The sequence below is a fragment of the Salinivibrio sp. MA440 genome (genome assembly GCF_001996265.1).
Classification (GTDB): domain Bacteria; phylum Pseudomonadota; class Gammaproteobacteria; order Enterobacterales; family Vibrionaceae; genus Salinivibrio; species Salinivibrio costicola.
On the sequence record NZ_MUFI01000003.1, the window covers coordinates 62821 to 83567 of the forward strand.

Genomic DNA, 20747 nt, shown 5'->3' on the forward strand with positions numbered 1-20747 from the left:
ATGAGTCCTACTGCGCCTTTAATGACGCTTGTCGAGCAACAGCGTGAGTGTGTTCAAGCGCTGCAAACGCTCCTTGAAAAAGAAGCCAGTATCATCGCGAGCCGTGTATCGGATGATATCGAAACCATCGCGAAAGAAAAACAAGCGTTAATCAATGAAATCCAGCGAAATGATGCGCAAATCAGTCGTCACTCTGAACGTGATTCACTCCATCATGACGAAACCATGCGTGAACACATCAGCGCGATCCAAACGTGTTTGTCCACCTGTAAACAACAAAACGAAACCAACGGCGTTGCATTGCAACGAGCCAGCTTAAGCATTCATCGTCTGCGCAACTTGTTCCAAGAAAGCGGTGGCAAATCAGAGCTGACTTACAACCAGGACGGCAATGCATCAGGGAGAAAAACACTCGGCACTAACATCAAAGCCTAAAAAGCGCTGTCCATCTTCCCCTCGCCCTCTCTAAGCCTGCGCGTCAAATATTTGCCATCTATTAAAGCTTCAACCGTCCCAACGCGAAAAACAGATTAAGCAACGGTCGTTTTTAATCACAATCAATCAGCCAACTAAAAAAGCGAGCACTTGGCCCGCTTTATTGTCGTTGTTCACGCACATATTATTGGAAAATCAGACAGCGCCATTAGAAGATAATAGAGTTGTTGGTTGGCACCTGCTGTGACTCACCATAGCGTTTCATTTTTTGCATTGTATCTAGGTTCAGTTCGAGCTCTGTGACGTAACTATCACCAACTTTGTAACTCGCCACCACTTCGGCGCCGCGAATAATGCCATCGACGGCGCCTTGCGTGCTGTCACGACCTAGACTTTGATCGTTAACGCTCGCACGGCTGCTTATCCGCAATCCATAAACTTGCTCGCTCAACTCTTTGTAGGCGTCCACTTTAGACGCGCGCATCGCCCGTGTTTCTTTGTCTTCTTGGGTCGCACCTTGTTGGGCGCTGATCGAGGCCATGCCAACCGCCGAAATAATGCTTTCTTCTTTCATTCTGGTAAGAGGCTGACATGCAGAGAGCATCAATAATGCGGCGAAAAGTAATCCATGTCTTTTAAACATTTATCTACCTTACTCTTTTCCTGTGCTAAGGCTTTAGTACGACGGTTTCACGTTTCATGCGGTTTTGATCGTCGCGAATGATCACACCATCACGTTTACGCACCTTGTACAAGCTATCGATATCACGGCCAATCCGGTCCGCGGGTAAAAACCCTTGCGCTGAGGCGACAACCACACGCGACTCCATACCGATAACACGCGCATTGACGAGCACCCCACCGCCTTGACGCAGCATGGTGCCTGTTAATACATAGTCGATTTGCTGCTCAGGATCGAGCTCCTTCCAGTCACGGCTGATCGTGAAATCACCTTCTTCTGTGACCCGAATAGCGCCCGTTGACTTAAAGTCTACCACCGTAAAACCACGGCTTTGCATCTGGTAAATCAACCCTTCGGTGACAGTGTTTCCTAACCAGTTTGTTTCGCCCATATTTTGCAGATCGACAAACGAAGTCACGGCCAGCGGTGTGCGTGCCGTCAAATAAGCATTCGTCGCTAAAAGTTCATCCGCCATGCTATTTAAAAAATAGTCGAGTGTGTGGCGTGGCCGCTGCTTAAGAAAAAACTCACTGCCTGAATACGGCTCTTTACCGTTATAAATAGGCGTATAAGCACAGCCCGTTACCAATAGCGCTACTATCGCCACTATCCACTTTTTCATCGTATCATGCTCCGCGCTCAGTCATCGATGTGAGACAAGTGTGTTATCTAGTGTATCGGTCAATGTCGTCAAACCTTTACCTTAGATTGCTCATTCTCATTTAGGAACACAACTTGCATCAGCGTCTTTGCGTCATCTTATTGGTAGGCCGTTACCCTACGCGTTAATGAAGTTAAAGCAATTTCCGTACCCACTAAGTGAGATCTTGACTATGAAAACCCTTTTGGCGCGGCTAACACTGGTTGTTAGCTTTGTTGTCACTCCGTTCACGCAAGCTGCCTGGTATGAGGTATCCGCCAGTTCCCCTATACTCGAAAGCCAGCAAGCGGCGCGCGTGCGCGCACTCGAAGCGGCAACTTTTGACGCCATTCGTTTTGCGGGTGCCGATGTGGGGAGCCTTCAGCAGCTCAAACGTTTTTATACACAAGTAAAACCTGACTATCTATTTAGCGGTAACGCGGTGCGCGAGGTGCAAGTGCTGGAGGAAGGCACGCAAGGTGGCAATTATGTGGTTAACCTGCGGCTAGATATCTACCCCTCGGCAAACGCTTGCCACAAAACCCAGTATAAAAAAGGCATAGTGTTAACCCGTTTCCCCATTATGTCGCCACAGCAGGCAGCGTTAGGTGGGATCTATCAATTCGGTGATGACTTTTCAGTTCTGTTGAGCCGTGAAGTTAAACAGCATGCACAAAGTTTTGTGGGACGCGGGATCGCCAATGTTGATGTATCACCCAATATGCCAAACGCGATTACCATGCTGGCGGACGACAAAGACGCGCAGTTTGTTGTGACAGGTGCGATCACCGACTTATCTGCCACCACGGATGATAGTGGCTTCGGTAAAGCTAAAAATAATCGACAATTAGCGGTCAATGTACAAGCGATGGACAGTGAGAGCGGGGAAGTGATCTTCCAACGCCGCTATCGTGATATCGCGCAATGGCCGTTTGAGCGACACAGCCAAGTCGATACGCAAACGGCACGGTTTTGGCAATCACCCTATGGGCAGATGGCGCGCCGGATGAGCCGAAATATTTTGTTGGATCTCGAGTCTTCACTGGCTTGCCGTGCCAGTAAGCCTAAAATAGTGTCATTAAAAGACAATATTGCGCAAATTAATGTAGGCCGTGTGAATGGTGTGCAGCAAGGTGATCAATTAAACCTATGGCATGTCGCTTCTTTCACTGATGATTTAGGGATTGTACGCACTCAGCGCCGCAAAAGCGGTATCACCCTGACCGTGGCTCGCGTGTATGAGAGTAGTGCTGAAGCTGTGATTCAGCCTCAAACCTTAACCGGCAGCATTCAAATTGGCGACATAGTGACCAAAGGGCTTAACTAAATAAAAACAGGCGCTTAAATCGCGCCTGTTTTTACGTATAATGGCCGCACGCTCTCATAGCTCAACAGGATAGAGCAGTCGCCTCCTAAGCGATCGATCGGGGTTCGAGTCCCTGTGGGAGCGCCATCCTTAATGCATGATTAATACTGAATGAGTCATGCTAAAAAAGCGTAGGCATGTAGGTCGTTAAGAGCCACAAGCTTAGCATCGCCATCACTCCGGCGAGAATATCATCCACCATGATACCGATACCACCATGAACATGTTTATCTAACCAGCTGATTGGCCAAGGCTTTGCCATATCGAACAGGCGGAATAAAATAAAGCCAGCCAATACCGTTTTCCAATCTGTTGTGGGGACAAGCGCCATCGTCAACCAGAAGCCGACAAACTCATCCCAAACAATCGCACCATGATCGTGGACTTGCATGTCTTTAGACGCACGCCCACAGATGGCAATCCCTGCGATGCCGCCAACAATAATGGCGATCCAAAGCCCAACAACCCCACCAAAAGTGACCAGCGCCCAATAAAACGGAATCGCAACTAACGTACCGACTGTGCCGGGCATTATCGGCGATAAGCCACCGCCAAACCCGAGCGCCAATAAGTGGATAGGATTAGACAACGATAAACGGTGTTTAGGATCCGTCACAATTTGACTCCTTAAAATGATCCCAACCTGTCAGCGTCCAATCAAGTGGCTGACCTTGTGAAACTAACTCAAGCGCACGGTGGCCATTAATTTGGCCAATACGCTGCACCTTAGTGCCACTGTGTTTTAATGCTGTATCAAGTGTGCCACGATGCATTTCTGGGACAGTAAAGCAAAGTTCATACTCCTCGCCACTCGTCAGGGCCATTTTTTGTGCGGCTGTTTCGCTATCAACCTCTGCGAGTAAACGTTCAGAAATCGGCAGCCGTGTGACCTCAATTTGCGCCCCGACATCACTGGCTTGGAGAATATGGGTTAAATCTGCATACAAACCATCAGAGATATCGATAGCAGCCGAAGCAATGCCCCGCAGTGCCTGCCCGGCAGCTACGCGCGGTTGAGCGCGATAATGATGGTTAATCAAGCGATTAGCACGCGCCTCATCAACGATGGGTTTGCCAAGCACATAAGCAAGCCCTGCCTGGCTTTCACCTAGCGATCCCGTTACATAGATCCAGTCGCCAGGTTTGGCGCCTGAACGCGTCAGTGCCTGCCCTTTAGGCACGTGGCCATGCAACGTCATGGTAATGCTTCTTGGACCTCGCGTGGTATCGCCCCCGATTAACTGAACCTGAAAGTGTTCAGCCAAAGCAGAAAACCCCTGACAAAAACCGGCCACCCAGGCTTCATCAGAATCGGGCAAGGTTAGAGCGAGCGAGCACCAAGCTGGCATCGCACCCATTGCGGCAAGATCACTTAAGTTAGAGGCTAAGGCTTTGTGAGCAACGTCGGATGCCTTGGCGGAAGGAAGAAAATGCGTGCCCTCGACTAACGTATCTGTGGTGACCACGAGTTGGCAGCCGTCTGGCACCTCAGTGATCGCACAATCATCGCCAATGCCTAGGGCGACATCTCGACGGTTAACCGGTTGACGTGCGAAATAATCGCGAATCAAATCAAATTCGTTGCGCGTCATAAAAACTATTTATCGGATTAGATCAATAAAAAGGCCAGCATGGCTGGCCTAGTAAGGAGGGATTAACGTAACCGAGGATACGCTTTATCCAAGACACCATTAACGAATTTATGGCTGTCTTCCGCACCAAAGCGTTTAGCCAACTCAATGGCTTCATTGATGACCACTTTATAAGGGACATCATCGCATTTGATCAGCTCATACATCGCAAGACGCAATAAGGCGTGCTCCATATCGTCAAGATCTTGTAATGGACGAGACAAATACGGACGCATCTTGCTATCAAGTTCTTGATGGCTGAGCGCAACACCACTGAACAGCGTACGAAAATACGCAACATCTGTTTCCGGATCGCGAAGAAGTGGCTCTGTTTTCTGGTGCTCATCTTCTTCTTCGTATTTATCTGCGGCCAAAAACTGCGCTTCAATATCAGCGACATTCCCTTTTGCGATTTGCCATGTGTAAATGGCTTGCAATGCAAATTGGCGAGCATTACGCCGTGCGGCTGGTTTCACTTTAACCCCCATTAGGATTCAATCTGGGACAGAACATTCACCATTTCAAGCGCGCTCAGTGCAGCCTCTGCCCCTTTATTACCAGCCTTGGTACCTGCGCGTTCGATCGCTTGCTCAATGGTGTCTACCGTCAGCACACCAAAAGCAACTGGGGTTTCATACTCCAGAGCTACTTGTGCCAACCCTTTGTTACATTCTCCGGCAACATAGTCAAAATGCGGTGTGCCGCCGCGGATCACTGAGCCTAACGCGACAATCGCATCATAACGACCGCTTTTCGCCAACTTTTGGGTCACCACAGGCAACTCGTAAGCACCGGGACAACGGACCACGGTAATATTATCGTCGTTGACTTGGCCTTGGCGCTTCAGTGCGTCAACCGCACCATCTAGCAAACTCTCATTAATAAAGCTATTAAAGCGAGAGATAACAATAGCAACCTGCGCATTGGGCGCGGCAAATGCACCTTCGATTACGTTCATGAGCCTTCCTGTGACTTGCTTTCCGGAATGAGAAACCGCGCGATTCTAGCATACTTTTTACCATTGACACCATGCTCAGTGTCTTGGGAAACGCGCCCGAGCCTCATCGCTTCTCTCAGTATTTATTCGGTCACGTATTCAACCACGTTCAGGCCAAAGCCTGACAGGGCGTGATAACGCTTTGTCGATGAAGAGAGCAAACGCATTTGTTTCACGCCCAGATCGGCTAATATTTGTGATCCAATTCCGACTCGGCGTGACGTGCCCTGCCATTTGGCACCTGCTGGTTTCTCACCTTTATCTTGCGCTTCAAACGCTTTGACTTTACTGATAATGGAATCAGGCGTCTCTTCTTTCCCCAAAATAACCAACACACCGCCTTCTTCACTGATGCGCTTCATCGCACGAGTCAGCCCCCAGCTGCGCTCAGCAGTACGATCGGAGCGAAGTAAATCGGTAAACGTATCTTGCAGATGAACCCTTACCAATGTCGGATCGGTGCTAATCTCGCCTTTACGCATCGCGTAATGAATTTGGTTATCAATGGTATCCCGGTAGGTTACCAGATCAAACTCACCAAATTCGGTCGGCAGAGTACAGGCAGCAACACGCTCGATGGTCGTTTCGTTTAAATTACGATACTCAATCAGATCGGCAATGGTGCCAAGTTTAATACCATGCTTGTCACAAAACACTTCTAAGTCAGGACGACGCGCCATGGTGCCGTCTTCATTTAAGATCTCAACAATCACCGAGGAAGGGTTAAAACCGCCTAGGCGCGCCAGATCACAGCCCGCTTCTGTATGACCTGCGCGAGTCAGTACACCGCCCTCTTGCGCCATGAGCGGAAAAACATGCCCAGGCTGTACTAAGTCGGCGGCTTTGGCATCTGACGCCACCGCCGCTTGCACGGTGCGCGCGCGGTCGGCCGCCGAAATGCCAGTGGTCACGCCTTCGGCCGCTTCAATCGAGACAGTAAAGGCGGTGGAAAACTGCGCATTGTTATCTGACACCATCAAGGGCAATCCAAGTTGCAGACAGCGCTGTTGAGTCAGCGTTAAACAAATCAAACCACGCCCGTGGGTCGCCATAAAATTGATCGCTTCTGGCGTAATGGCTTCTGCTGCAATGATCAAGTCGCCTTCATTTTCGCGATCTTCGTCATCCATCAATACCACCATCTTACCTTGGCGGATATCATCAATGATTTCTTGGGCGCTACTAATTGCCATCTTGGATTCCTTATTTCAAAAAACCGGAACGGGCGAGCGTTTCAAGACTCACGCCCGTTGATTGTGTCGGTTCAGCCGCTTTGTCTCCGAGCATCAATCGCTCAAGGTAACGGGCGATGACATCGACTTCAATGTTCACCTTACGCCCCGGAGCAAAGTGCTGAATTGTCGTTTGTTCAGCCGTATGCGGTACGATAGTGAGCTTAAACGCACTGCCATTGACGTCGTTCACCGTCAGGCTAATGCCATCCACCGTTATCGATCCTTTCAACGCCACATATTTGGCAAGTTCAGGCGGTAATGCAATCCAGTACTCCCATGCACGTCCCGTTTGACTCACTGACGTCACTTCCCCTAGGCCATCCACATGCCCAGAGACCATGTGTCCGCCAAAACGCGTAGTCGGCAACATCGCCTTTTCCAGGTTGACGTTATCACCAACAGACAAGATCCCGAGTGATGAACGCGCCAGCGTTTCTGACGACACATCGGCGCTATAACCGGTTGCGGTCAATGCAACCACGGTTAAACACACCCCATTGGTGGCGATGCTGTCGCCCAGTTTGACATCCGAGAGGTCGAGGGCACCACTCTCTATGGTGAGGGTCATGTCTTGGCCACGGCGAGTCAGCTTTTGAATTCGGCCCACCGCTTCGATAATTCCAGTAAACATCGTATTAATACTCTTGCGTGATGACCGCATGCTCCGAGAGCGTTGCGATTAGGCGAACATCGTCACCGATAGGCGTCACTTGATTAAAATAAAAACGCGGTGCGTCATCCATACGTTGCAACCCGTCTAAAGCAATCAGCGGGCGGCTATCTGCCCCCAGCAATACCGGCGCTTGATAAACAATCAGCTCATCCACTAACGACTCAGTTAATAACTGATTCGCCAGCCTCGCGCCTGCTTCTACCCAAACCTTATCGATATCATGTTGTGCCAATGCGTGAAGGATAGCGCTGAGCGAAGCGTCGGGCATGACCCATTCGTGGACGTTATCCGGCCATATCTGACTACTTGGCATATCGACAATTCGGATCACCTCGCCCTCAAGCTGATAGACGGTCGCTTCAGGTGACGTTTTATTATGTTTATCCAAGATCACGCGCGTCGGCTGGCGCAGTACTGATTGCGGGTAATGGTCGAGGATCTCAGTTGCAAGCTGGCTACGACGTATATTTAGGCTGGGGTTATCGGCTAATACCGTGGCGCTGGTCGATAAAATAGCGCTCGCTTGGGCGCGAAATGTCTGCACATCGGCGCGCGCTGGTTCACCCGTGATCCATTTACTTTGCCCATTTGCCAAGGCGGTGCGCCCATCAAGACTGCCCGCCAGTTTGAGCTGAACATAGGGCATCTGGGTTTGCATACGTTTAATAAAACCAGGATTCAGCGCTTTGGCCTGTTCAGCCATCACACCAACCACGACCTCAATACCGGCTTGTTGTAACCGCGCGAGACCGCGCCCTGCCACTTTAGGATTAGGGTCTTGCATCGCACAGACAACACGCGTGACCTTGGCGGCAACCAACGCATCACAACACGGCGGCGTGCGACCATAGTGAGAGCAAGGCTCTAAAGTGACATAAGCCGTCGCGCCCACCGCGCGCTCCCCCGCTGCTTTTAAGGCGTGAACTTCGGCGTGTGGACCACCTGGAGCAATGTGAAACCCCTCACCCACAATGTCATCACCGTGAGCAATCACACAGCCGACATTGGGGTTAGGGGTGGTGGTAAAGCGACCTTGGGCCGCAAGCGCTAATGCGCGCGCCATCATCGTTTGATCTTGATGGCTAGTTGTCATTTTTGTAACCGTGCAATCTCTTCACCAAATTCGCGAATATCTTCAAAGCTATGGTAAACAGAGGCAAAACGGATATAAGCCACCTTATCAAGCTCCTTCAGTGCTTCCATGACCAAGTTGCCAACCATGGCTGATCCTATTTCTCGCTCACCCGTCGCTCGCAAACGCGACTTAATGCTATTTATCGACTTTTCGATATCATCCGTACTGACAGGACGCTTCTCCAACGCACGTTGAATACCGCCCCGCAATTTATCTTCGTCAAAGGGCTCTCGATTACCGTTGGTTTTGATCACCCGTGGCATGACTAATTCCGCTGTTTCAAACGTCGTATATCGCTCAGCGCACGCCAAACATTGGCGACGACGGCGAACTTGATGGCCATCAGCCACGAGTCGAGAATCGATCACTTTGGTGTCGGTAGCACCACAGAATGGACAGTGCATGCGCGTCGTCTCCTCAATATTGTCCTGCTAGTGTAACCGATTTGCGAGGATGAAAAAGCCTCTCTAAGGAGACGGAGTACGGGTTTTGTGTCTCAACTAGACTTCGTTCTCAGATAAATATAAAAAAGGCGCCCATAGGCGCCCATCTTTTTAGATAATCTGTATTGCTTTATTAAGCATATACCGGCAAACGACGGCAGATGGCTTGGACCTTCTCTTTGGTCTCTGCAATCACTTGCTCATTGTTGATGTTATCAAGCACATCACACATCCAATGCGCGAGTTGTTCGGCGTCTTGCTCGGTAAAGCCACGACGTGTAATCGCTGGCGTCCCCACACGAATACCGGAGGTGACAAACGGACTACGTGGATCGTTCGGTACACTGTTTTTGTTTACTGTGATGTTAGCGGCACCTAACGCGGCATCGGCTTCTTTCCCAGTAATGTCTTTATCAATTAAATCAACCAACAACAAGTGGTTGTCAGTGGAATCCGATACGATTTTATAACCGCGAGCTTGAAACCCTTTCACCATCGCACGTGCGTTATCAATCACGCGCGCTTGATAGGCTTTGAACTCTGGCTCCATCGCCTCTTTAAACGCGACGGCTTTACCCGCAATCACGTGCATCAATGGGCCGCCTTGGCCGCCAGGGAACACCGCAGAGTTGAGCTTTTTATAAATATCTTCACCGGCATTTGATAAGATCAAACCACCACGCGGACCTGCAAGGGTTTTGTGCGTCGTCGTCGTGACCACATGTGCGTAAGGCAGTGGATCGGGATAAACACCAGCGGCAATTAAGCCAGCCACGTGTGCCATATCCACCAAGAACCAAGCCCCGACTTTATCTGCAATCTCACGCATGCGTTTCCAATCAACCACTTGTGAGTATGCAGAAAACCCGCCAATGATCATTTTTGGCTTATGCTCGAGTGCAAGCTGCTCCATTTGCTCGTAATCGATTTTACCGGCTTCATCGATACCGTAAGGGATCACATGATAATGCTTGCCGGAAAAGTTAACTGGCGAACCATGGGTTAAGTGACCACCATGCGCCAAGCTCATACCCAGTACCGTATCACCTGGGTTTAGTAGCGCCATGTAGACCGCGCTATTCGCCTGTGAGCCAGAGTGCGGCTGAACATTGGCATACTCACAGCCAAAGAGTTGACAGGCACGCTCAATCGCCAAGGCTTCGGCTTTATCCACGTATTCACAGCCGCCGTAATACCGTTTACCTGGGTAGCCTTCCGCGTATTTATTGGTCAGTTGAGAGCCTTGCGCTTCCATCACGCGCGGGCTGGTGTAGTTTTCTGACGCAATCAGCTCAATGTGTTCTTCTTGACGCGTACTTTCTTCTTCCATCGCCGCAAACAGCGCTGGGTCATAATCCGCGATATTCATGTCACGCTTTAGCATTGGTCTCTCCTGACTTAACATTGGCGGGCAATCACCCATAAAGCGAACGCTAGGATCCGATAGGCCACCTAGCAACAATTAGTCTCGGTGTGATGTTTTAGATCACGCCCTGGCTTAATCGCTTTCACCTGCGAATCAAAGCGATTAAGCCAAGGCAACATCAAACGTTTGACTCACTTACGCAAACGTTTTCGTTACCGCCATGACTGCGTTTGCTATTCTACAAAAATTCCCTTCAATCAGGTAGCCTGGGGGATGATTTTTTTATTTAAAACCTGGCTGTTTTGGCTTGTATCACGGCGCAGCAGCACGCTATCCACTGTAAACACTTTACAGCGGAGTATCATAATAATGACAATCAAGACGCAGGTTATTTACGTTGTCGACTGTTTCCCAAGCCTCATTGGCGATAGAATGCGCGCCCGCACCCGCAGGCACTCGTCGCCAGTGCCCATTAACCTTTTTTAACCGCCAGCCTATTGGGTTTTGGCGGGGCTTTTGTTGCTAACACGTTTTTGTTTTTATCACGCTAATTAAGTAGGGAGAAGCCGTGTGAGCCAGTATCAACACAGCTTTAAAGAAGACATTATTGCTATCGCCTCGGGCGCGTTTTTAGTCGCCCAGGGGGTATTTTTCTTGCAACAGGCCGGACTCTTAACCGGGGGGACCACAGGCCTGGCGTTATTAGTCAGCCAATTTACCGACCTATCGTTCGGTACTTTGTATTTTCTTTGCAATTGCCCGTTTTATGTAATGGCTTGGTTTCGTATGAGTCCGCGATTTGCATTACGCAGTTTACTTGCCGGTGGCGCCGTATCGGTGATGGCTGATCATATTGCCTACTTTTTTCAAATCACTTGGCTGGCCCCCGCCTACTGTGCGGTGATTGGTGGACTATTGATGGGCGTCGGTATGTTGATGATTTTCCGCCATAATGCCAGCTTAGGCGGTTTTAACGTACTGGTGCTCTATTGTCAGGACAAGTTTGGGATCTCGGCAGGAAAGCTACAAATGGGCATCGACTGCACCATTCTCGCGTTATCTTTCTTCCTTATCGATCTGAACCTGCTGATGTGGTCTGTGGCCGGTGCGATTGTACTCAATTTAGTGTTAGCGATGAACCACAAACCGGGACGCTATCAAGCGCATCCGGCCAATCGTGGCGCGTAGACAGTATCTACACCGCGCATACGTTATCTACACCGTGAATACGCTATCTACACCGTGAATACAATAAAGCCAAGCATCACGCTTGGCTTTTTATTGCTTGCCGTATTAGTCTAACTCGTGCAATTAAATCGCTTCTTCGTCTTCTTCGCCGGTACGGATACGCACCACACGCTCAACGTCAAAGACAAAGATTTTACCATCACCAATTTTGCCGGTTTGCGCGGTCTCAATAATGGTATCGACACATTGCTCAGCAACATCGTTAGACACCACTACCTCCAATTTCACCTTAGGCAGAAAGTCCACCATGTATTCGGCACCACGATATAGTTCAGTGTGGCCTTTTTGACGACCAAAACCCTTTACCTCTGAGACGGTCATCCCTGTAATCCCGACGTCTGCCAGCGCTTCGCGTACGTCATCGAGTTTGAATGGCTTGATGATGGCTTCAATTTTTTTCATTCCGTTATCCTTCTCGTTGGCCGCAGCCGGTCCTGATGGATCAGTTGTTTAGCTGAAATTGTATCGCAGCAGGATAAAAAATCATCCATCGATTCTCGCATATCACCAAAAAGCCGCCAAAGTGGGCGGCTTTATTGGTACGGTGCTTACCCTAGAGTAACCCGCGCGTTGCGGAACATCCGCATCCACGCGCTATCTTCACCCCAATCATCTGGGTGCCAAGAGTTAGCGACAGTACGGAATACCCGCTCAGGGTGCGGCATCATAATGGTCACACGGCCCGACTCGGTAGTCAGCGCGGTAATGCCATTTGGTGAGCCATTCGGGTTGGCAGGATACGCTTGTGTTGGCTGGCCGTGATTATCGGTGTAACGCAGCGCCACCGTGCCTGACGCCTCAATCGCCGCCAAGTGCTCAGCATCGCGCACTTCTACCCGTCCTTCACCATGCGATACCGCAATGGGCATCCGTGACCCTGCCATCCCGGCAAAAAAGGCGGATGGGCTTGATTGCACTTCCACCATGCTAAAGCGGGCTTCAAAGCGCTCGGACTCATTGCGAACAAATCGTGGCCAGTGTGCAGCCCCTGGGATCAGTTCATGCAGGTTCGATAGCATCTGGCAGCCATTACACACCCCAAGTGCTAGCGTGTCTTCACGGCCAAAGAAGGCACTAAATTGGTCGCGCGCACGGCTATTAAACAGAATGGATTTCGCCCAACCTTCACCAGCGCCTAACACGTCACCGTAAGAGAAACCGCCACAGGCCACCAGCCCTTGGAAACCGTCCAAACTAACGCGTCCTGAGAGAATGTCACTCATATGAACGTCCACGGCGTTAAATCCAGCGCGATCGAAGGCGGCGGCCATTTCCACATGCGAATTCACGCCTTGCTCACGCAAAATAGCCATGGTCGGTTGTTGACCGGTCGCGATATATGGCGCAGCAACATCTTCGTGCACATCAAAGCTCAGACTAGCGTGCAACCCAGGATCGGCCGCCTGTTTGGCGTCAAACTCTTGGCGTGCACAGTCCGGATTATCGCGTCGCGCTTGCATTTGATAGGTGGTTTCAGCCCAAATCTGACGTAAGTGCTGGCGACTGGCTTGATAGATAGGTGCCTCACCGTGACGCACGATAATCTCATCGCTATCACTTAGGCCGCCAATCAGGTGACTGCATGCGGTTAATTGATGTTCATCCAACACCGCATTAACACGCTCGAGATCTTGCGTCGCCACTTGGATCACCGCGCCCAGCTCTTCGTTAAACAACACCGACAAGGCATCGTCGCCTAAACGGGCGATGTCCACGTCAATACCGGTGTGACCGGCAAAGGCCATTTCAGCCAAGGTAACGAATAGCCCGCCATCGGCTCGGTCGTGATACGCCAGCAGTTTTTGCTCTGCCACCAAGGTTTGCATCGCATTGAAAAAGCCTTTTAGGCGGGCGCTGTTGGTGACATCGGCAGGCTTATCGCCCAATTGATGATACACCTGAGCCAGCGCGGTTGCGCCCAGACGCTGCGCGCCTTCACCAAGATCAATCGCAATCAGGTGGCTGTCACCTTTATCGCTACGCAATTGTGGGGTCACGGTACGACGCACATCTTCCACGCGGCCAAAGGCGGTGATGATCAGCGACATCGGTGCCGTCACCGTTTTGTTTTCACCGTCTTGCTGCCACTGAGTTTTCATCGACATCGAATCTTTACCCACCGGAATGGTCAGTGATAGCTCAGGACACAGCTCCTCACCCACGGCTTTGACCGCTTCGTACAAGCCAGCATCTTCGCCCGGGTGACCCGCCGCGGACATCCAGTTGGCAGACAGTTTAATGTTGGTCAGACTGCCAATATCGGCACAGGCGATATTGGTCAACGCTTCACCCACTGCCATACGGGCAGAGGCAGCAAAATCGAGCAAGGCGGACGGGGTACGTTCGCCCATCGCCATCGCTTCGCCGTGATAACTGTCATAACTGGCCGCCGTCACCGCACAGTTCGCCACCGGCACTTGCCACGGGCCAACCATTTGGTCACGCGCAACCAATCCGGTCACCGAGCGGTCGCCGATGGTGATCAAGAAGGTTTTCTCCGCCACTGCTGGCAAGCGTAAAACACGCTCGCAGGCTTGTGCCAGTTCAATGCCTTGGGTGTTTAGCGCGGTACCTGTCACTTGTTGGCGTGTAACGTCACGGTGCATTTTGGGCGCTTTACCCAGCAGAATATCCATCGGCATATCGATAGGGCTATTACCGAAGTGGCTATCTTCAAGCGACAGGTGACGCGCGTCGGTGGCATCACCAATGACTGCGTACGGGGCGCGTTCACGCTCGCACAAGGCTTCGAAAAGCGCCAGGTTTTCGGGTTTGACCGCCAAGACGTAACGCTCTTGTGACTCGTTACACCAAATGGCGAGCGGGCTCATTCCCGGCTCATCATTCGGAATATCACGTAAGTTAAAACACCCGCCGCGGCCGCCATCATCAACCAGCTCTGGCATCGCATTTGAAAGGCCACCCGCGCCCACATCGTGGATAAAGGCAATTGGGTTATCCTCGCCAAGCTGCCAGCAGCGATCAATCACCTCTTGGCAACGGCGTTCCATTTCTGGATTCTCACGTTGTACCGAGGCAAAGTCCAAGTCTTCCGCCGACTGGCCGGATGCCATCGACGATGCTGCTCCGCCACCAAGGCCGATGTTCATCGCCGGGCCACCTAACACAATCAGTTTGGCCCCCACGTCAATCTCACTTTTTTGCACATGGCCATCGCGGATGTTGCCCATTCCGCCTGCGAGCATGATCGGCTTGTGATAGCCGCGCACTTCCTCACCGGCATGCGAGGTCACTGATTGCTCATAGGTACGGAAGTAGCCCAGCAAGTTAGGACGGCCAAATTCGTTATTAAACGCCGCACCGCCTAGCGGGCCTTCCAGCATAATATCGAGCGCAGTGGCAATGCGCTCAGGCTTGCCATAGTCTCGCTCCCACGGCTGAATAAAGCCCGGGATTTTCAGATTAGAGACGGAAAAACCGACCAACCCTGCTTTGGGTTTACCGCCGACACCGGTCGCACCCTCGTCACGAATCTCACCGCCAGAGCCGGTCGCGGCCCCTGGCCACGGTGAAATCGCGGTGGGGTGGTTGTGGGTTTCCACCTTCATCAAAATATGGGCGGGTTCATGGTGATACTGATAGCTGTGGCTCTCTGGCGTCGGGAAAAAGCGCCCAACGTTTGAGCCCGTCATTACGGCTGCGTTGTCTTTATACGCCGACAGCACGTTATCTGGGGTTTGCTCATAGGTGTTTTTGATCATCTTAAACAGCGATTTAGGCTGCTTTTCACCATCAATGGTCCAGTCGGCGTTAAAGATTTTGTGGCGGCAATGCTCTGAGTTGGCTTGCGCAAACATCATCAGTTCGATGTCGTTGGGGTTACGCCCCAGCTGGGTAAAGTTCTCAACTAGATAGTCAATTTCGTCTTCTGCCAGAGCCAATCCTAAGACTTGGTTCGCCTCAGTCAAAGCGGCTCGACCACCCACGAGAATGTCCACGCTGTGCATCGGCGCAGGTTCCGCTTGTTCAAACAGCACCTCAGCGGCCTCAAGCTCACTAAATACCGTTTCCATCATCCGATCGTGCAACAACCCGATTAAGGTTGCGTGTTGCTCATCAGTTAATGGCGCAGAGAGTTGAATATAGTACGCGGTACCACGCTCTAAACGTTTCACCGCGTCCAACCCGCAATTATCGGCAATATCGGTTGCCTTGGATGACCACGGCGACAAGGTGCCGGGACGAGGCGTAACGAGAAACAGCGTCCCTTCAGGTGCGTGCGGCGGTAAAGTGGGTCCGTAAGTCAGCAGCTTTTCGAGCTTCTCGCGACTCGCGCTATCCAAAGGGTGATGCAAATCAGCGAAATGAATAAACTCAGCATACAGTGCCGTGACCGGTAACTGATGCGCTTGGCAGCTGGCCAGTAGTTTATTGACACGAAACTCAGACAGTGCGGGGGAACCACGCAAAATATCCATGTGCGTACGTCTCTCGTTAGCGGTAAATGAAAGGGTATACCCAAATTGACGCATCCTGGCACGATAACTTGGGTATCACCACGCTCTTGACCGCAGTGGTTTGAACACGCAAAAATGCGTTTTCGCTGGCCTTTTAAGCAGACGGCGGCCATTATAGGGCAAAATCCTTAGCGACAACACACCTGACGCAACCGTTTGCGCAAAAAATTTTCCCTCTATCCGTATCCAACCTATTCACGTAGAATGTGGCGTCTATCGATCATCGCTAGCACTACCACGCTAGCCAGCAACTGCGAGCGACAGCCTTTGATACAGCGTGACTTTTCTCTGAAATCATGGATGACTAGCCTTGTCGTGCTGGTAGTTAGCCTGGTATTAACGGGGTGTGATTGGCACTTCGACGATCGCACCGTACTGGAAAAAATCCGCGACCGCGGCGTGCTAAGAGTCGGAACGCTCAATAACGAACTTTCTTATTACATTGGTCCTGATGGCCCAACCGGGCTGGATTACGAACTTGCATCACGTTTTGCTGACAAGCTTGGCGTAAAGCTGGAAATGGTGCCGACCTATACGTTATCCGGCCTCTTTCCTGCATTAGAGCGCGGTGATGTCGATTTAATTGCTGCAGGACTCACCATTACCGACCAACGCTTGGCCCAATTTCGCCCCGGCCCCGCCTACTATTTTGTCAGCCAACAAGTGGTGTATAAAAAGGGACATTGGCGCCCTCGCGATGTTGGCGATTTTAACCGCGAGAACGCGGTAATGGCGGTAGTGGAAGGTTCGAGTCACGATCTCACCTTACAATCGCTTAAAAACGATCACCCCGATTTAAGCTGGAAAGTTGTGCAAGACGCCGACGACGATGAACTGCTTAAACAGGTTGCAGACGGTGATATCGATTTTACCATTGCCGACTCCGTCGATATTGCCTTAATGCAACGCACCCAACCCGATATTGCCGTCGCCATGGCTCTGAGTGAAGATGAGCCCGTCGCCTGGTTTATGAAAAAACAGGGCGACAGCAGCGCCTATGCCCTGATGGTGAATTTTTTTGGTGAGCTGAACCAAACCGGTGACTTGGCAATTTTAGAAGAAAAGTATTTTGGCCACGTGAATCAATTTGATTACGTTGATACCCGCGCATTTTTGCGCGCCATAGAAAGCAAACTCCCGCAGTGGGAGCCCCTTTTCAAAAAGCATGCGAACGATTTTGATTGGCGCCTGCTTGCCGCCTTGTCGTATCAAGAATCGCACTGGAACCCACGCGCCATATCTCCCACAGGGGTACGTGGGATGATGATGCTGACGTTACCGACCGCTAAATCCGTCGGCGTGCGCAACCGTCTGGATCCCGAACAAAGCATCAAAGGCGGCTCACTCTACCTGCAGCGTATGCTCGACCGGATTCCCGACAGTGTTAACCCACACGAGCGGATTTGGTTTGCTTTCGCCTCTTACAACATTGGCTTTGGTCATATGATGGATGCACGGCGACTCACTGAAGCGCAAGGCGCCAATCCTAACTCGTGGAGTGATGTGAAACAGCGACTTCCCTTGCTCGCTAAGCGCCAATATTACACGCAAACGCGATACGGCTATGCACGTGGCTATGAAGCGCTAAGCTATGTTGAGAATATTCGCCGTTATTATCAGAGTATTCTAGGCTATGAAAAAGCACATATAGAGTCGCTGGACAGTCAGCAAGTCGAATCGCTCGGTGGGCTGCAAACCATCATTGCGCCCGAGCCATCCTCCGAGCAAGTTGCTGAACCAGCGCCGGATACTACGCCAGAGGGCTCTGAACAAAACCCAATATCGCAATCAGAAAAGCAACCGCAATGAGGATCCTATGGTGCCAAAAAAACGGCTGGTGAAACAAAGCTTTCGTAAAAACAATATTTCATCGGCTAACCGTCGCAAGCGCATGCGCCAAAATATGCACAAGAAAGTACTATGGCGCCAACGCGCGTTTGCGATTCGTGAGTTTGCCGCGTTTGATGAGGCGTTTTAAGACGCTTGGTCTGAATCAGACGACACAATAGAAGCCTCACCACGGGCTGTTTTTTTTGCAGCCTTTTTTTCAGCACGACGACGGCGGAAAAACGCTTGCAGTTGCGCACGGCACTCAGCTTCTAATATCCCACCCTCGCTTTGCACATGGTGATTTACCTCTTCATAACTGAGTAGGTTCATCACCGAGCCAGCCGCGCCGGTTTTGGGATCCGGCGCGCCAAAATACACCTTTCTGACACGGCCATGCACCATCGCCGCCGCACACATCGGGCACGGTTCGAGTGTCACATAAAGATCCGCGTCTAATAGGCGATAATTACCCAGCACTTGGCCGGCTTGGCGTAAGGCCATCACTTCGGCATGGGCAGTGGCATCATGCTGGGTAATGGTTCGGTTCCACCCTGTGCCCACAACCTCACCTTGATACACCACCACGGCGCCGACAGGCACTTCACCTTCTTGCTCAGCATTGTCGGCCAGTGTGATCGCCTGGCGCATATAAACGTCGTGAATCGTATCCGACGTTTGTGGCTCGTTCATTCCAACCTCGGTTTATTGGCTATGTAATTCATCGCTAGTATACGACACAAATAAGCCGGCTCGAAGGCCGGCTTGTGTCTGCAACGTCATGATAGACGATACGCGCTCTATGTGACCGTTATTGCACCAGGTACTGATAGCTTGCTTGAATACCCAGTGGCAATCCGAATGCCCAGTACGCTAGCAAGAACAAGGTCCAGCCCACCAGCATGGTCAATGAATAAGGGATCATCATTGACGCCACGGTGCCAATGCCTGTTGCTTTAACATAGCGCTGGCAATACACCACAACGAGTGGGAAGAACACCATTAATGGCGAGATAATGTTCGAAACGGAATCCCCGACACGATAGGCCGCTTGTGACAATTCAGGGGAAATACCGACAACCATCAGCATTGGCACCAAAATCGGTCCAATCAGACCCCATTTCGCTGACGCAGAACCGATTAACAGGTTCACGAGTGCGGTGAGCAAAATCATCCCCACAATCGTCATCTCACCTGGCAGGTTCATTGACTGCAATAGCTCCGCGCCATTCAGCGCTAACAAGGTACCAATATTTGATTGGGTGAATGCGGCTAAGAATTGCGCACAGAAAAATGCCATCACCATATAAGCGCCCATGGTCGCCATGGTGTCAGACATGGATTTAATCACATCTTGGCTGGTTTTAAAGGTGCCTGCGGTTTTGCCATACACAATGCCTGGAATAATAAACAGCACAAAAATGAGCGGCACGATCGATTGCATAATCGGTGCATCAAAGGCGGTGAGCTCGCCCGCCGGTGACCGAAGCGGCGAGGTTTCCGGCCATGAGGCCGCCACCAGCGCGGCAATCCCGGCCAGCATCGCCAATCCGGCACGGTTAAAGGCTTTACCTTCAATGGTGGTGAATGAGCCCAGATCAGGCGCCTCTTCGGCATCCTCATCAATCGGTGTGCGATTTAAGCGTGGCTCGACAATTTTCTCAGTCACAAACCAGCCCAGCGCCACGATTAAAATAGACGACAAGCCCGTAAAGTAGATGTTAGCGAGGGGATTAACTTGGTAGCTGTCATCCAACACGTGTGCGGCCGACTCGGTAAAGCCTGCCAGCAAAGGATCAATGCCAGACGGAATAAAGTTGGCCGAGAAGCCTCCCGACACCCCAGCAAAAGCGGCGGCAATCCCCGCTAGCGGATGACGCCCCGCCGCGTGGAAGATAATCCCGCCGAGTGGGATCACCAGTACATAGCCTGCATCCGCCGCCGTGTGTGACACGATCGCCACCAAAATCAGCATGGGTGTGAGTGCTTGCTTCGGCGTCACACTCAGCATTTTCTTCAAACCGGTGGTGATAAAGCCTGACTGATCAGCCACACCCACCCCTAACATCGCAACCAATACAATCCCAAGCGGCGCAAAACCTGTAAAAGTGTCAACCATATTGGCTAAAAAGTGGGCGAGCGCATCACCGGTGAGCAGGTTTTTGACTTGGACGGTGTCCCCGGTCAATGGGTGAACAGAATTAAACGTGATTTGTGACAAAAGAGCGGAGAGCACCCAAACCGTCACCAGGCCCCAGAAAAACAATAAGGCAGGATCTGGGATCCGGTTACCCGCACGCTCTATCATATTTAAAAACCGATCCATGCCGCGCGGTCGGCCTGTATCGGTTGCTGGATTAATGTGTTGACTCACTGGGAACTCCATTATTTTCGATGTTGTGTTTTGGCTTACCTGATCCAGCAGGCTTTAATGACAATAAAATGACAAATTATCGTCAGTAAAGCAAAAATCAGCATAGTTAGCCATAAGTAAGCCAGTTAACCCAATGTTAAATTCCTTTAAAGTTAGAAAAGCAGCACAAAAAACGGATGCTTACAGACAGCAATGAAACATTTAGAAACAAAAAAGC

Annotated in this window: 20 protein-coding genes and 1 tRNA gene; 6 read left to right on the forward strand and 15 right to left on the reverse strand. The window is 51.0% G+C overall.

Translation table 11 applies throughout. The annotated features are described in order from the left end of the window. A complete protein-coding gene (locus BZG80_RS01535; protein ID WP_077678601.1) occupies positions 1–435 on the forward strand; it encodes a flagella synthesis protein FlgN in 435 nt (144 codons plus the stop codon). A gap of 208 nt (positions 436–643) precedes the next feature. Here BZG80_RS01535 and BZG80_RS01540 read toward each other — a convergent pair whose 3' ends face one another. Together BZG80_RS01540 and BZG80_RS01545 are read right to left on the reverse strand one after the other, a co-directional pair. Continuing rightward, the gene (locus tag BZG80_RS01540; RefSeq protein ID WP_021023027.1) at positions 644–1078 is read right to left on the reverse strand and encodes an LPP20 family lipoprotein; all 435 of its coding nucleotides are present in this window, start codon (positions 1076–1078) and stop codon (positions 644–646) included. Between the two features lie 25 nt (positions 1079–1103). Continuing rightward, positions 1104–1739 carry a FlgO family outer membrane protein gene (locus BZG80_RS01545; protein ID WP_021023026.1) on the reverse strand — a complete coding sequence of 212 codons (636 nt, stop codon included), beginning with the start codon at positions 1737–1739 and terminating at the stop codon, positions 1104–1106. Positions 1740–1950: 211 nt separating this feature from the next. Between BZG80_RS01545 and BZG80_RS01550 the strand changes: the two genes are divergently transcribed. Both BZG80_RS01550 and BZG80_RS01555 read left to right on the forward strand, forming a co-directional pair. After that, positions 1951–3084, forward strand: coding sequence for a flagella assembly protein FlgT (locus BZG80_RS01550; protein ID WP_077678602.1), 1134 nt, complete (start codon positions 1951–1953; stop codon positions 3082–3084). A gap of 50 nt (positions 3085–3134) precedes the next feature. After that, positions 3135–3210 (forward strand) — tRNA-Arg (locus BZG80_RS01555). Between the two features lie 34 nt (positions 3211–3244). Here the strand turns inward: BZG80_RS01555 and BZG80_RS01560 are convergent. The 9 genes from BZG80_RS01560 to glyA all read right to left on the reverse strand — a co-directional run bounded on the left by BZG80_RS01560 (position 3245) and on the right by glyA (position 10621). Then, positions 3245–3739 carry a phosphatidylglycerophosphatase A gene (locus BZG80_RS01560; RefSeq protein WP_077669107.1) on the reverse strand — a complete coding sequence of 165 codons (495 nt, stop codon included), beginning with the start codon at positions 3737–3739 and terminating at the stop codon, positions 3245–3247. After that, positions 3726–4715: a thiamine-phosphate kinase gene (thiL, locus tag BZG80_RS01565; RefSeq protein ID WP_021023023.1), complete on the reverse strand. Its 990-nt coding sequence runs from the start codon at positions 4713–4715 to the stop codon at positions 3726–3728. Before thiL ends, BZG80_RS01560 begins: the two co-directional genes overlap by 14 nt. A 62-nt stretch (positions 4716–4777) precedes the next feature. Further along, positions 4778–5242 (reverse strand): transcription antitermination factor NusB, encoded by a 465-nt coding sequence (gene nusB, locus BZG80_RS01570; RefSeq protein ID WP_021023022.1) that lies wholly within the window; start codon positions 5240–5242, stop codon positions 4778–4780. After that, positions 5242–5712 (reverse strand): 6,7-dimethyl-8-ribityllumazine synthase, encoded by a 471-nt coding sequence (gene ribH, locus BZG80_RS01575; RefSeq protein ID WP_021023021.1) that lies wholly within the window; start codon positions 5710–5712, stop codon positions 5242–5244. Before ribH ends, nusB begins: the two co-directional genes overlap by 1 nt. Positions 5713–5834: 122 nt before the next feature. After that, a complete protein-coding gene (gene ribBA, locus BZG80_RS01580; RefSeq protein ID WP_077460285.1) occupies positions 5835–6944 on the reverse strand; it encodes a bifunctional 3,4-dihydroxy-2-butanone-4-phosphate synthase/GTP cyclohydrolase II in 1110 nt (369 codons plus the stop codon). A gap of 10 nt (positions 6945–6954) precedes the next feature. Further along, complete coding sequence (locus tag BZG80_RS01585) at positions 6955–7617, reverse strand: riboflavin synthase (protein WP_021023019.1); 663 nt, start codon at positions 7615–7617, stop codon at positions 6955–6957. Positions 7618–7621: 4 nt separating this feature from the next. Then, entirely contained in the window at positions 7622–8752 is a 1131-nt protein-coding gene (gene ribD / locus BZG80_RS01590; RefSeq protein WP_077678603.1) for a bifunctional diaminohydroxyphosphoribosylaminopyrimidine deaminase/5-amino-6-(5-phosphoribosylamino)uracil reductase RibD, read from the reverse strand. Next, positions 8749–9198 (reverse strand): transcriptional regulator NrdR, encoded by a 450-nt coding sequence (nrdR, locus tag BZG80_RS01595; RefSeq protein ID WP_021023017.1) that lies wholly within the window; start codon positions 9196–9198, stop codon positions 8749–8751. The genes ribD and nrdR overlap by 4 nt, the downstream gene beginning before the upstream one ends. Before the next feature lie 172 nt (positions 9199–9370). Then, the gene (gene glyA, locus BZG80_RS01600; RefSeq protein WP_077460282.1) at positions 9371–10621 is read right to left on the reverse strand and encodes a serine hydroxymethyltransferase; all 1251 of its coding nucleotides are present in this window, start codon (positions 10619–10621) and stop codon (positions 9371–9373) included. 552 nt (positions 10622–11173) lie between these two features. On the opposite strand from glyA, the gene BZG80_RS01605 reads away from it, so the two are divergent. Further along, the gene (locus BZG80_RS01605) at positions 11174–11791 is read left to right on the forward strand and encodes a YitT family protein (protein ID WP_077460281.1); all 618 of its coding nucleotides are present in this window, start codon (positions 11174–11176) and stop codon (positions 11789–11791) included. A gap of 123 nt (positions 11792–11914) precedes the next feature. Here the strand turns inward: BZG80_RS01605 and glnB are convergent, their stop codons facing one another. Together glnB and purL are read right to left on the reverse strand one after the other, a co-directional pair. Then, a complete protein-coding gene (gene glnB, locus BZG80_RS01610; protein ID WP_021023014.1) occupies positions 11915–12253 on the reverse strand; it encodes a nitrogen regulatory protein P-II in 339 nt (112 codons plus the stop codon). Between the two features lie 146 nt (positions 12254–12399). Further along, the gene (purL, locus tag BZG80_RS01615; protein WP_077678604.1) at positions 12400–16290 is read right to left on the reverse strand and encodes a phosphoribosylformylglycinamidine synthase; all 3891 of its coding nucleotides are present in this window, start codon (positions 16288–16290) and stop codon (positions 12400–12402) included. A gap of 339 nt (positions 16291–16629) precedes the next feature. Here purL and mltF point away from each other — a divergent pair, with 339 nt between their 5' ends. Both mltF and BZG80_RS15955 read left to right on the forward strand, forming a co-directional pair. Beyond that, positions 16630–18138: a membrane-bound lytic murein transglycosylase MltF gene (gene mltF / locus BZG80_RS01620; RefSeq protein ID WP_077678605.1), complete on the forward strand. Its 1509-nt coding sequence runs from the start codon at positions 16630–16632 to the stop codon at positions 18136–18138. A 7-nt stretch (positions 18139–18145) separates the two neighbouring features. Next, positions 18146–18307 (forward strand): hypothetical protein, encoded by a 162-nt coding sequence (locus BZG80_RS15955; RefSeq protein WP_021023011.1) that lies wholly within the window; start codon positions 18146–18148, stop codon positions 18305–18307. Here BZG80_RS15955 and tadA read toward each other — a convergent pair. After that, positions 18304–18849: a tRNA adenosine(34) deaminase TadA gene (tadA, locus tag BZG80_RS01625; RefSeq protein WP_077678606.1), complete on the reverse strand. Its 546-nt coding sequence runs from the start codon at positions 18847–18849 to the stop codon at positions 18304–18306. The genes BZG80_RS15955 and tadA overlap by 4 nt on opposite strands. Positions 18850–18967: 118 nt before the next feature. After that, positions 18968–20482: an AbgT family transporter gene (locus tag BZG80_RS01630; RefSeq protein WP_241833844.1), complete on the reverse strand. Its 1515-nt coding sequence runs from the start codon at positions 20480–20482 to the stop codon at positions 18968–18970. Positions 20483–20747: the final 265 nt, after the last annotated feature.